The organism is Caulobacter segnis, from assembly GCF_019931575.1.
Taxonomy (GTDB): Bacteria; Pseudomonadota; Alphaproteobacteria; order Caulobacterales; family Caulobacteraceae; genus Caulobacter; species Caulobacter segnis_C.
In genome coordinates this window covers 4469436-4482580 of record NZ_CP082923.1, presented here as the reverse complement: position 1 = coordinate 4482580, position 13145 = coordinate 4469436, and the positions used below count along the sequence as shown (strand labels likewise).

The window sequence follows — 13145 nt, the reverse complement described above, 5'->3', positions numbered from 1 at the left end:
CGCCATAGCGGCGCGTGGGAGGCATCATGACGTTCGACACTGTTTCATCCGACCCTTCCGTGGCCGCGCCGATCCCCGCGCCCGAGTCCCCAGAGGGGGCCGATCTGCTGGTCAAGGCCGCGCCGCATGACCAGAGTTTCTGGGACGGCCATCCAGACGTCGAGCGCTACCGGGTGGAAGTGCATACGGGCCAGGCAGACGATGAGGCGTGGACGGTTCTCGTTTGGCTCAAGACCGACCGAGGCCAGGGACCGGCGATTGTTCCCGCGAACGGCGAGGCTCCACCCCGCCCAGCCGACGCCGTCTTTCTCGTGCATGCGGCCCACGACCAGGAGTTCTTCGGGCGACGTCCCGGGGTGGCGGCCTGGCGCGTCGATCTGCAGCTGAACGAAGACGGGCCCGGCGCGGCTCACAAGGTCCAGGTGTGGATGTCTCCGACCAGGGCGTGACGCGCGCGACGTGCGGCAGGTAGGCGCGCTGCCGCTATGCCGACTGGCGGGGTGGGACGGACGCCAACAGGCCGGGAACCTCATCGGCGATTTCCCGCGCCAGGAAGCCGAGCGGGCCAATGCGCCGCGCCAGGCGCTTGCCAGCCTCGCCGTGCAGCCAGACACCCCAGGCCGTGGCTTGAAAGGGCGCGGCCCCGCGCGCGAGCAGGCCGGTGATCAGACCCGCCAGGACGTCGCCCGATCCCGAGGTGCCAAGGCCGGCCCCGCCGCCGGGATAAAGCGCCGCCTGACCGTCGGGAGAGACCACGACGGTCTCCGCGCCCTTCATCGCGATCACCGCCGAAAACCGGCGGGCCGCCTCATGCGCCGCGGCGACCGGGTCGGCCTCGATGGCCGCCTTCTCGACGTCGAGCAGGCGGGCCATTTCGCCGGCATGGGGTGTCAGAACCCGTAGAGGCGAACCAGCGCTCGGCTTCCGACACTCGGCCGCGGCCATGGCGCCCGCGTCCAGAACGATGGCTTGCTCCTGAACCACGGCCAGCACCTTGGCCGCCAGGTTCTGGTTGTCGTGCATCATCCCTGGCCCGACCAGAACGGCGTCGCAGCCCTCCAGGTGCTTGGACAGGATCGCGGCGGCCCTCGCCGCGAGCAAACCCGCCTTGGTCTCGGGCAGGGCGAAGACCCGCGCCTCGGGCACGGCCACGGTCAGGGTCGGGACCACGCTGGCGGCGGTCGCCAACTGCAGCTTGCCGGCCCCCGCCCGCAGCGCCGCCACGCCCGCCAGGGCGACGGCCCCGGCCAGTTCGAGGCCCCCGCCGATCACCAACACGCGGCCCCGCTCATCCTTGCCGCCGTCGCCAACGGCCGGTAGCGGCATAGACTTGAGCAGGGCCGGGCCCAGGCGCGAAAGCTTTCTCATCGCGCCGCGACATTGGCGTCGGGTTCGGCGGTGACCGGGGCGGACTGCTGTTCCAGCGGCGCGGTGAAATTGTAGCGGACGAGCCGCAGGCCCCCGTCGGGCTCCGCGTCGGGATCGTAGCGGTATTCGGTCACGCCGCAGTTGGCGATGTCGGCCTGGCGGTCGATGGTCAGGATCTCTTCTTCGCTGAGGCTCTCGAGCAGGTAGCGCAGGCAAAGAACGACCACCTGGTGGGCGACGATCATCACCCGGTCGCCGGCATAGTGCAGGCTCATGGTGTCGAGCAGACTGCGCAGCCGCAGGATCACATCGCACCAGCTCTCTCCGCCGGGCGGCCGATGATAGAATTTGCCCAGCAGGCGACGAAACTCGGCCTGCTCGGGAAACTGCGCTTCGATGCCGACGCGGGTCAGGCGATCCAGAACGCCGAACTCCTTCTCGCGCAGACGCTCGTCGACGCAGAACTTCTGACTCTTGGACACCAGACCGCCCTGGTCGCGAATGATCTGGCTGGTCTGGACCGCGCGCCGGTAGGGTGAGGCCATGATCGTGCGCGGGCGCGCCTCTTCCGGCTGGGCCGAAAACCATCGCCCCAACGCCGTGGCTTGCTCGCGCCCTAGGGGGCTAAGGGCCACGTCCATGTCGCGGTCGGCGATGTCGATGCGGCCGAGGCCCGCCGCGTCGGCCGCGTCGCGAGCCACATTGCCGGCGCTCTGGCCGTGGCGGACAATCCAGAGGCGGTCTGGCCAGCGCTGTTCCATGACTTGGGAACTCGCGATCCGGGCGTTGGTTCTGACCGACCTTTTTCCAAAGCCCAGTGATTGCCACACGCCGTTTTCATGGCGTGGCCGCTGACGCCGAAGACAAAGATGTTCTGCCGATATCCTTGTCGCCCCCAGCGCCCGTGGGCGGATCACCGGGCTCGGACCGTTCATCCCCAGCCCCGATGAATTCCCCACTGGCGTAGGACGCGGCTCGGCTTGAGCACGCGCCGAACGTCGCCTTGCCGGAGGTGACGCGAAGTCCGCTTCTGGCGCGACCACGCCGAAGGAGACGCCGCGACCGACTGTGGAGGGGTGAAGTCGGTCCTTCAGACTGGCCTTTCCGAGCGATCGCCCTGCGCCAGGCGCCGCCGGTGGCATGGCGACGTTCGGTCGCCTTCGACATGACCTAAACTTAAGGTGATGCGAGCACCGGCGCGTGCGAACGTCCTCCTGGATTGGAACGGGAGGACTGGCTGCATGAAGGGACCGAGGACGCCGCTGCCTGAGCTTGCTCTCCAGGCAAGTGCCGATGCCCCGTTGCCTGAAATTCAGCGCACGCGACGCCAGTTCTTCAACTATGGCCTCCCCGCAGCTTGCGTTGCTTTAGCGCCAGGATCGGTGCTTGCCGCGCCCAAGGCGCCGCTCTGGACCGTGAAGAAGGGCGGCAAGCTCACCTATGTTTTAGGCGAAACCCTGCCCCGCCCCGTGGATTGGCATGCCCCTGAGATCTTGGCGTTGCTCGAGCGTTGCGGCCGTCTATGGACCGAGACGAACCAAATCTACCGGCGTCCCGGTGGGGAGCTCATCAAGCAGTTTGGCATGTCGACGGCGCCGTCGCCTCTGGAGCTGCTGTCGCCGGAGCAGTTGGCCCGCTTGAAGACCGCAATGGCTCTGACCGCCGTATCCATGAACGGTCTGGCTGGCGCGCGGCCGTGGCTGATCGGCGCGACGATCGAGGACGCTGGTTACCGAGCCGCAGGTCTGACCGGGAAATCGGCCAACGCCGTTCTCAGCGCACGGGCCACCGAAATCGGGGTTCCAGTCTCGAGCGAGTTCGAGGTGAAGGACGACGTCTTTGCCTGGTTCGCCGGCATGACCCCGAAACAGGAGGCGCAGTTCCTTTGCTACGCCGTCGATGGCGCGTTGCTGGGCCGCGAAGGGGCCGAGCGCATATCGACAGAATGGCTCGCGGGCCGACAGACGGCGGCGGCGGATTTTGTCGATCACGAACGTCGCGATTATCCGGAGCTTTATGCCAAACTCACGGTCGAACGGAATCGCGCTTGGGTTCCGCGTTTCGAGACGATGCTGAGCGGTCCGAAGCCGGCGCTGGTCGTTGTCGGCCTCTATCACCTCGTCGGCCCAGAAAGCATGCTGGTCCAGTTACGGCGCGCCGGATTTGAGGTCAACTGAGAGCGGAAATGTCGGTGAACTCCCGCGAAACGGAGCGCAAAGACGGATGCTCTGGAGAACTGTGAGTGGCCGCCTGCGATCTGATGCACAAGCCGGACGCATCGACGACTACCTCAGAGCATCGAAGAGAACGACCGCGAACCAGACGTCACGTACGTCGGCTAAGGGGCGCTGGTAATGGTCGGGCGCATAGCAAGCGCACACAGATTCCGGTTACCTATTCCGTCCTGAAGAGTGTCGTGAGGGGACTGTCATTGTGGATGCGCCGAGCTCGCCCTTCACGCGTTCTGGGTTGGCGTTGGGGACACGCGCCTTCGACATGCTCGCGGTCGCTGTCATCGGCTGCGCCTACACGGTGACGATCTTCGTTGCGCGTGATGATACTGATCTTGGCGCCGCGTTTGTGGGGGGCATCGCCAACACCATCCCCGTTATCCTCTTCGGCGGCTTGGTGCGGCGCTTCATCATCGAGAAGCTGGTCGGTCGCAGCGCGATCCGCCAAACCCTAGGCCACGCCGTTCTGTGCACGGCGTTTTCGGTGTTGTCGTTTTGGGTTCTGATCATCCTGCTGGGTATGGCGAACGGCGCTTCTCCCTTCGCCTTCGAAGTGAAGCCATTTGGGAAGGGAAGCGCCTGGCAGTTGCTGGAAAACGCGACGACCTATGCCGTCATCGCCGCCTTGTCCTATCTCCAGGCCTGGCGACCTATTTCGAACGCCAAGTGGGCAGCCAGTGAAGCGGAGGTCACGCTCCCCGCACCGCCCTCGGATCGGGAAGTCCCGCGCAAACGGCAGGCGTCACGCCATTTCATTCGTAGCGGCGAGGACATCCTCCCGGTGGACGTCAGCCGGGTCGTCTGCATCACTGGCGCCGACGACTATTCCGACGTGGCGACGCTCGATCGCAATCATCTCGTCCGCATGACACTGGCCGAATTCGAAAAATCTCTCGACGCCGCCATATTCGTGCGCGTCCACCGCTCCTCGATCGTCAATGTCGATCTGATCGAGCGTGCGGAACCCGCAGGCGGGGGCCGGATGCTGCTGCACATGGCCAATGGCCAGGCTATCCAGTCGAGCCGAGCAGGGGCGCGACTCCTGCGTGCGCGGATCATTTAACGGCCTCCAGAGACCGTTCGACTTCACCCGGTGTCGGTTGGCCGATTTCCCGTCGGCCGGTTTTCCGTTTCGCTAGCCTGGAGGCGAACGGAGAAAACACTTGAACCTACGCTCTCTTCGCCAGGCTGCTGTGTTGTGCGCGGCGCTGTCTCTGGCCGCCGCTCTGCCGGCCGCCAGCGCCTCGACCGTCCCGGTCGACGCCAAGCCTGAGGCTGAAGCCTCGGTCGCCGAAGCGCTTCTCGCGCGCTACGGCGCGGCGACCACGCCGGACGAGATGAAGCGTCTCTATCGGCTGCAGATCGCCGCCGGCCGCTACGAAGCCGCTGAGACCAGCATCGACCGGTTGCAGGCGATGTACCGGCCCGATCAACCCCGACAGGCGAACGGGCTCGTTCCTTGGCGCATCTATGTCCGCGCAAAGCGTCATGAGGCGCGTGGCATGGATGCCGACGCGGCGTTGAAAACAGCTTTCGGCGAGATCTTCGGCGCTCTGTCCGACACGCAGATGGCCGAGGTGCTTCCAGACTATCGCGGCGACCTGGAACGGGTGCGCGATCAGTATGCCGTCACGGCGAAGGCTTGCACTGACGCTGTCTTGCGTGACTGCGCGTCAGCGGCGGATGTGATCGCGGCCCGCCAGGCGGTCCTTGCCTGGACCGCTCTTTGGCCTGCCTCCGCCGCGCTGATCCGCGCCGATGCGGAGCGGCGCTTCGTCGTCGACGACCGCGTTCTGGTCCCCACGCCGGACGGCGCGCGGATCGCGGTGATGATCGTGCGACCGCGCGGGTCCGCAAGCACCAAGAAGGTCGCGCTGCTGAACTTCACCATCTACGCCAGGGACGACTGGAGCTTTGCCGACGCGGTCAAGATGGCCGCCCATGGCTATGCCGGCGTCGTGGCCTATACGCGCGGCAAGGGCCGCAGCCCGGGGCCTGCCGTCCCCTACGAGCACGACGGCGCCGATGCGGCGACGGTGATCGAGTGGCTGGCGCGCCAGCCCTGGAGCGACGGGCGCGTCGGCATGTTCAGCGGCAGCTACAACGCTTCGACGCAATGGGCGGCCGTCAAACACCGTCCGGCCGCCCTGAAGGCGATCGCGACCAGCGCCAGCAACGCGCCGGGCATCGACGCGCCGATGCAAGGCAATGTGTTCCAGACGTTCATGTATCCTTGGCCGTTCTACACGACCAACACCAAGGGCCTGGACGACAAGACCTATGGCGACAGCGCCCGCTGGGCGGCGCTCGAACGCAACTGGTATGTGAGCGGCCGGCATTATCGCGATCTCGACCGGATCGACGGGACGCCGAACCCGATCTTTAACCGGTGGCTGGATCATCCAGACTATGACGCCTACTGGCAAAGACTGATCCCGTATGGCGAGGAGTTCGCCAAGGTCGATATCCCGGTCTTCGTCCAGACGGGGTACTATGACGGCGGCATGGTCGGGGCGCTCTACTATCTGGAGCAGCACTATCGCTACCGCCCTTCGGCGGACCATCGCCTGCTGGTCGGCCCCTATCATCACACCGCGATGCAGACCGGCGTGCTTCCCACGGTGCGCGGTTATGAGGTCGACCAGGCGGCGAAGATTGACCTGCAGGACGTTCGCCTGAAGTGGTTCGATCATGTTTTTCACGGCGCGCCGATGCCCAACATTCTGCGTGATCGGATCAACTTCCAGGTGATGGGCTCCGATCGATGGCGACACGCCTCCAGCTTGGCCACGATGGCCAGCAAGCCGTTACGCCTCTACCTGACGGGCCAACGGGAGGGCGCGCGCCTGCTCTTCAGCAAGACGGCTCCGGTCTCCGAGCGTGAGCCAGAACTGCGCGTCGATCTTGCAGACCGCAGCGATGTCGACGCCGCTCCGTCGGCCGACGGTGTGGATAGGAACAACGCGCTGGTGTTCGCGACCGCGCCGCTGACCAAGCCGATCGAGGTGGACGGTCTGTTCAAGGCGCGGTTCCGCATCGTGACGAACAAGCGCGACTTCGATCTTTCCGTCGATTTCTATGAGCGACGCGCGGACGGGACCATGCTTCCGCTGGCCTCCTATCTGGGCCGCGCGAGCTACATGGCGAATCGAAGCCGCCGCCAGCTTCTTCGCCCCGGGCACCCGCAAACGCTCGCTTTTACGAGCCAGACGCTCACCGCCCGTCTGCTCGCTCCGGGAAGCCGGATCTTGGCGGTCATCGCCATTCCCAAACGCCCCGACACCCAGATCAACTACGGCACGGGGCGAGCGGTCAGCGACGAGTCCATCACCGATGCGGGCAAGCCCATCGAAATCCGCTGGCGGCTAGGGAGCTATTTCGATCTTGGGATCCGATGAGACCAGCGGTCGACGGCGAGACCGAAGGTGGCCGTCGTTCCTGCAGCTGTACGGGGGAGGGCCAGAATCATTGAACCTACCTGACGCCGGACATTGATCAGGATGCTGACATCGTAAAGGTTAGTAGCGGGTCGATCTCGTCCTTGCGCCTGGCGGGTGAAGGTCCGCTAGCTGGAGGGATGCCAACGGCTGCAACTGGCGCGACTGCCCCGCGGCTAAGCGGGGCAGCGCAATCCTTACAATTCTTTCCTTCGGCGCAGCAGCAGATAGCCGGCCGGGATCACGAACATCGACAGCAGGGGCGCGGTCAGCATGCCGCCGATCATCGGGGCGGCGATGCGACTCATCACTTCGGAGCCGGTGCCATGGCCCCACAGGATCGGAGCCAAACCGGCCAGGATCACGGCCACGGTCATGGCCTTGGGCCGTACCCGCAGCAGGGCGCCTTCCCGCACGGCGGCCTCGACCTGATCGGGCGTCGGGTCCGGTCCTAGCGTGTCCATGGCGTGCTTGAGATAGATCAGCATCACCACCCCGAACTCGGCCGAGACCCCGGCCAGGGCGATGAAGCCGACACTGGTGGCTACCGACTGGTGGAAGCCCGCCAGGTAGAGAGTCCAGATCCCGCCGGTCAGGGCGAAGGGCAGGGTGGCCATGATCAGCCCCGCCTCGTCGAAGCGGCGGAAGATCACGTAGAGCAGGACGAAGATGATCAGCAGGGTGGCCGGCACCACGATCTTCAGCCGGTCGGCGGCACGCTGCAGATATTCGAACTGGCCCGAATAGGAGACGCTGACGCCGGACGAGAGCCGCACCTTCTGGCTCACCGCTTCACGCAGATCGCCGACCACCGAGGCCAGGTCCCGGTCCCGGACGTCGACATAGACCCAGGTCGTGGGCCGGCCGTTCTCGCTCTTCAGCATCGGCGGTCCGTCGGCGATCTGGACCTGCGCCACCGTGCCCAGGGTGATCTGCGCGCCACCGGGGGTGAGGATCGGCAGGGCCCGCAGGCCTTCCAGGCTGTCGCGCAGCTCGCGCGGATAGCGGACACTAATCGGATAGCGGGCCAGGCCCTCGACCGTCTGGCCGATGGTCTCGCCGCCGATCGCCCCGGAGACGATCGACTGGACGTCGTCGATATTGAGCCCGAACCGAGCGGCGGCGGCGCGGTCGATGCGGACGTCGACATAACGTCCGCCGGTCAGGCGCTCGGCTAGGGCCGAGCTGACGCCGGGCACGCCCTTGGCCACGCCCTCGACCTTGCGAGCGATGCGGTCTAGTTCCGCCAGACTGGCCCCCGACACCTTGACCCCGATCGGGCTCTTGATGCCGGTGGCCAGCATGTCGATGCGGTTGCGGATCGGCGGGACCCAGACATTGGTCAGGCCGGGCACGCGGACGCGCTGATCGAGTTCGGCGACCAGCTTGTCGGGCGTCATGCCCGGCCGCCATTGGTCGCGCGGCTTGAAGCGGATGGTGGTCTCGAACATCTCCAGCGGGGCCGGATCGGTGGCGCTTTCCGCCCGGCCGGCCTTGCCGAACACGCTCTCGACTTCCGGCACGGTCTTGATCATCCGGTCGGTTTGCTGGAGCAGCTGTCCGGCCTTGGCCGCCGACAACCCCGGTAAGGCAGAGGGCATGTACAGCAGGTCGCCTTCGTCCATGTTGGGCATGAACTCCCCGCCCAGATGGGCGAGCGGCCAGGCAGTGGTCGCGAAGGCCAGCAGGGCGACGATCAGGGTGGTCCTGGGGCGACGCATCACCCGGTCCAGGAGCGGGCGGTAGACCGCCGTCAGCACGCGGTTGATGGGATTGGCCGCCTCGTCGGGAATTCGGCCGCGGATCAGGTAGCCCATCAACACCGGGATCAGGGTCACCGACAGGATGGCCGCCGCCGCCATGGCGTAGGTCTTGGTGAAGGCCAGGGGCCGGAAGAGCCGGCCTTCCTGCGCTTGTAGGGTGAAGACCGGGATGAACGACAGGGTGATGATCAGGAGGCTGAAGAACAGCGCCGGACCGACCTCGGCGGCGGCCTCGGTGATCACCGTCCAGCGGGTCTCGCCGTCCAACGTCTCGCCCGGATGCTCGTGCGCCCAGCGCTCCAGCTTCTTGTGGGCGTTCTCGATCATCACCACGGCCGCGTCGACCATGGCCCCGATGGCGATGGCGATGCCGCCCAGCGACATGATGTTGGCGTCCATGCCCTGGCTCTTCATCACTAGGAACGCGGCCAGGACGCCCAGCGGCAGGGAGATGATCGCCACCAGAGCCGAGCGCAGGTGGCCCAGGAACAGTGCGCAGACCAGGGCCACGACCAGGAACTCCTCCAGGAGCTTGCCGGTCAGGTTATGGACGGCGCGGTCGATCAGGCCCGAGCGGTCGTAGGTGGTGACCACCTCGACGCCGGGCGGCAGGCTCTTCTTCAGCTCGGCCAGCTTGGCCTTCACCGCCGCGATCGTCGTGCGGGCGTTTTCGCCGGAGCGCAGGATCACCACGCCGCCAGCCACCTCGCCCTGGCCGTTGAGTTCGGCGATACCGCGCCGCATCTCCGGGCCGACCTGGATCGTCGCCACGTCGCCGAGGCGCACTGGGGCGCCGCCGGCCGCCGTCTTCAGCGGCACGGCCTGGAAGTCCTCGATCGTTTTCAGATAGCCGGTGGCGCGGACCATGTACTCGGCCTCGCCTAGTTCCAGCACCGAGCCGCCGGCCTCGGCGTTGGCGCCTTTCAACGCGGCGACCACCTGCTGGTGGGTGACGCCGAAGCTGGCCAGCTTCTGCGGATCGAGCACGACCTGATACTGGCGCACCATGCCGCCGATCGCCGAGACCTCGGCCACGCCCGGCAGGGTCTTCATCTCGTAGCGCAGGAACCAGTCCTGGATCGATCGCAGCTGGCTGAGGTCGTGGCCGCCGGTCTTGTCGACCAAGGCGTACTCGTAGACCCAGCCGACCCCGGTGGCGTCCGGGCCGAGCGAGGGGCGAGCGCTCTCTGGAAGACGGCTCTGGACCTGGTTGAGGTACTCCAGGACGCGCGAGCGAGCCCAGTAGAGGTCGGTCTTGTCGTCAAAGATCACGTAGACGAAGCTGTCGCCGAAGAATGAATAGGCGCGCACGGTCTTGGCTCCCGGCACCGACAGCATGGTGGTGGCCAGGGGATAGGTGACCTGGTTCTCGACCAACTGTGGGGCCTGGCCTGGATAACTGGTGCGGATGATCACCTGGGTGTCGGAGAGATCGGGCAAGGCGTCGATCGAGGTCGAGCGTACGGCCAGCCCGCCAGCCACGATCAGCGCCAGGGTGCCGAGCAGCACGAAGAAGCGGTTGGCGACCGACCAGCGGATGAGGGCGGCGATCATGCGCCACCGCCGATCTTGGCGATGCGCCGGACCGTCGGGGCGGCCGGCGGCGGATCGAAGGCGAAGCTGACCTGGTCGCCGACCTTCAGGCCGCGCAGCAGCATGGGGTCGGCGCGGAAGGCCATGGTCATGGCCGGCCAGCCGATCGCCGGCACGGGCCCGTGGGACAGGGTGACGCCATTGTTGGTCACCTGCTCGACGCGGCCGGTCGCTTCGGCCAAGGCCGGTTTGGCCGGCGCCATGGGCTTGGCCATGGTCATGTCGCTTCGCCCTGTCGGCGCGTTCGGCGCCGGAAGCGGCTGGACCTGCAAGCCGGCCAGGCTGGCCTCGGAGTCGACTAGAAACTGACCTGAGGCGATGATCCGCTGACCCGAAGACAGTCCCGCCAGGATCTCCGTTCGGCCGCCGGCCTCGCGACCCGTCCGGACCTCGACAGCTTGGTAGCGGCCGCCGTCCGCGGCCAGCATCACCACGTTGCGCGCCCCAGTGCGGATCACCGCCTCGGACGGCACCAGCAAAGCGGTGCGGGCCGCCCCATCGAAGGCGATGGTGGCGAACATGCCGGGCTTGAGACGGCCGTCGCGGTTGGGGAGTTCGATCCGCGCCTGCAAGGTGCGGCTGTCGCCCTGGGCCTGCGGGAGCACGGCCTGGACCGTCCCGCGCAAGGTCTCGCCCGGATAGGCCGCCAGGGTGACGCCGACGCCTTGGCCAGGACGCAGTTGGCCGGCCTGCGCCTCGGGCACGGCGGCCGTGACCCAGACCTTCGAGAGGCCGTTGATCTCTGCCAGGGTCTGGCCCATGGCCACGGTCATGCCGGCCCGCACGTCGAGCTTGGAGATCACCCCGCCCGACGGCGCGGTGACGGTGATCGTCGTGCGTGGCCGGCCGTCGCGGTCGAGGCTGGCGACCACGCCGTCGGGGATGCCCAACAGGCGCAGGCGCTGGCGGGCGGCGGCGGTCAGGGCCACGTCGCCGGTCCGCCGGACGGCGAGATATTCGGCCTGGGCGCCACCCCACTCGGGAACCAGCAAGTCGGCCAGCGGCGCGCCGACGGCGATCACGTCGCCCGGCGCGCGGCCGTAGACCCGCTGCACGAACCCGCCGCTACGGGCCTGGACCACGGCGATGTCACGCTGGTTGAAGTCGACGATCCCGGTGGCGGTCAGGCCGCCGGAGAGCGCGCCTTCCTCCACGGTCGCCAGCCGGAAGCCGAGGTTCTGGGCGGCCGACGGGTCGATGCGGACGCCCGCCCCCGAACCGACGGTCTCGGCGTCGCCGGCGTATTTGGGGACCAGCTGCATGTCCATGAACGGCGATTTGCCCGGCTTGTCGAAATGCTGGGCCGGGACCATCGGGTCGTACCAGTAGAGCACCTTGCGGTCGTCGGCCGAGGTCGCCGGCATCGCCGGCTTGGCGGTCAAGCGGGCCAGGCCATAGCCGCCGGCTCCGGCCAGGACGACCAGGGCGGCGCCGCCCGCGAGCAGCGCCTTCATCGAGGAGGACGGGGTCATTGGTCGTTTCCGTAGGTCAGGGTCAGGCGGGCGGCGTCGACGGCGACGGCGGCCTCGCGATCGAGGGTGGTGAGCTGGGCGTCGGCGAGGCCCGAGAAGGCGGTCAGCACATCGGGCAGGCCGGCGGTCCCCGCGCCGTAGGCGGCGGTCTCCAGCTGGGCCCTTTGCTTGGCCAGCGGCAGCAGGGTGTCTCGCGCCCGCAGCCATTGGTCGTGGTGCATGACGTGGTCGGCGAGGTCGGCTTCGAGCTGGGCGGCCAGCGCCCGGCGGGCGTCCTCGCGCTGGGCGTCGGCGCGGCCGGCGCTGGCGGCGCGGGCGGCGATCATCGGGTCCTGGCGGCTCTTGCCCCACAGCGGCAGGCTGACGCTGACCCCGGCCGAGACCATGTCGCCGAACATCGGGTCGCGGCGCTGATAGGCCACCTCCCAACTCCAGTCGGGACGTTTGTCGGCCTTGGCCAGGGCGACGTCGGCCTGGGCTTGGCGGGCGGCGGCGTCCTTGGCCAGCACGACGGGATTGCGGTCGATCGCCGCCCTGAGATTGGCGGGCGCGAGATCGAGGTCAGGCGCCTCGCCGACCGCCTGGGGATCAGCGTCGCCCGTCCAGCGAACGAGCATGGCGCGGGCGCGGCCCAGTTCGGAGACCGCCTCGCTGCGGCGGTCCTCCAGGGCGGCGCGCATCTGCGCTGCCTCCAGCGCCTGGGCGGGTCTTGAGCGTCCGGAAGCGACGCCGGACGGCGCGGCGCTCCACAGTGGAGCAAGCTGGGCGACCACCCCGTCCAGGGCGGCGACTTTGCGCTGGGCGTAGAGCAACTGGATCCAGGCGAGCGCCGTGGCGACACGGACCTGGCGGGCCTCGACCGCGCCCTCGGCGCCGGCCGTGACGATGTCGGCCTCGGCCCGGCCGATCCGCGCCTGGCGCTTGGCGGCGCTGGGCACGTCCTGGCTGAAGCCGACCCGGCCCATGGTCATCTCGTCGGCTCCGAACCGGCCGGCTGGCGGACCCGAGACCGGGAAGTTGTCGAGGCCGAGGGCGAGCTTGGGATCCGGCAGGGCGCCGGCGGCTTTGGCCGAGGCCTTGGCGGCTTCGACCTGCAGGGCGGCGGCACGCAAGGACGGCGCGTTGGCGGCGGCCGTGTCGAGGGCCTGGGCGTAGGTGAGGGGCGCGGCATGGGCCGCGCCGGCGAGCAGGGTCGCGGCCAGGGTGATGGCGATACGCATCGGAGTTCCGATCACGAGGAAAAGTGAGGGCGGACGGCAGGCGTGGAGCCTGGCGGGCGGT

At 67.9% G+C, this 13145-nt stretch carries 9 protein-coding genes; 4 read left to right on the top strand and 5 right to left on the bottom strand.

Annotated elements, in window-relative coordinates:
• Window positions 1-26 precede the first annotated feature (26 nt).
• Window positions 27-449 carry a hypothetical protein gene (locus K8940_RS20460; RefSeq protein WP_223391886.1) on the top strand — a complete coding sequence of 141 codons (423 nt, stop codon included), beginning with the start codon at window positions 27-29 and terminating at the stop codon, window positions 447-449.
• Between the two features lie 34 nt (window positions 450-483).
• Here K8940_RS20460 and K8940_RS20455 read toward each other — a convergent pair whose 3' ends face one another.
• Window positions 484-1368, bottom strand: coding sequence for an NAD(P)H-hydrate dehydratase (locus tag K8940_RS20455; protein ID WP_223391885.1), 885 nt, complete (start codon window positions 1366-1368; stop codon window positions 484-486).
• Entirely contained in the window at window positions 1365-2129 is a 765-nt protein-coding gene (locus K8940_RS20450; protein WP_223391884.1) for a histidine phosphatase family protein, read from the bottom strand. The genes K8940_RS20455 and K8940_RS20450 overlap by 4 nt, the downstream gene beginning before the upstream one ends.
• A gap of 480 nt (window positions 2130-2609) precedes the next feature.
• On the opposite strand from K8940_RS20450, the gene K8940_RS20445 reads away from it, so the two are divergent.
• From K8940_RS20445 to K8940_RS20435, 3 genes are all read left to right on the top strand, one after another.
• On the top strand, window positions 2610-3545 hold the full coding sequence (locus K8940_RS20445; RefSeq protein WP_223391883.1) for a TraB/GumN family protein: 936 nt from the start codon (window positions 2610-2612) through the stop codon (window positions 3543-3545).
• A gap of 319 nt (window positions 3546-3864) precedes the next feature.
• A complete protein-coding gene (locus K8940_RS20440) occupies window positions 3865-4662 on the top strand; it encodes a LytTR family DNA-binding domain-containing protein (RefSeq protein WP_223391882.1) in 798 nt (265 codons plus the stop codon).
• A gap of 100 nt (window positions 4663-4762) precedes the next feature.
• On the top strand, window positions 4763-6997 hold the full coding sequence (locus K8940_RS20435; protein ID WP_223391881.1) for a CocE/NonD family hydrolase: 2235 nt from the start codon (window positions 4763-4765) through the stop codon (window positions 6995-6997).
• A 236-nt stretch (window positions 6998-7233) separates the two neighbouring features.
• Here K8940_RS20435 and K8940_RS20430 read toward each other — a convergent pair whose 3' ends face one another.
• The 3 genes from K8940_RS20430 to K8940_RS20420 are packed head-to-tail and all read right to left on the bottom strand — an operon-like array spanning window position 7234 to window position 13084.
• Complete coding sequence (locus K8940_RS20430) at window positions 7234-10353, bottom strand: efflux RND transporter permease subunit (RefSeq protein WP_223391880.1); 3120 nt, start codon at window positions 10351-10353, stop codon at window positions 7234-7236.
• Entirely contained in the window at window positions 10350-11864 is a 1515-nt protein-coding gene (locus tag K8940_RS20425; RefSeq protein WP_223391879.1) for an efflux RND transporter periplasmic adaptor subunit, read from the bottom strand. Before K8940_RS20425 ends, K8940_RS20430 begins: the two co-directional genes overlap by 4 nt.
• On the bottom strand, window positions 11861-13084 hold the full coding sequence (locus K8940_RS20420) for a TolC family protein (protein ID WP_223391878.1): 1224 nt from the start codon (window positions 13082-13084) through the stop codon (window positions 11861-11863). Before K8940_RS20420 ends, K8940_RS20425 begins: the two co-directional genes overlap by 4 nt.
• Between the last annotated feature and the right edge of the window lie 61 nt (window positions 13085-13145).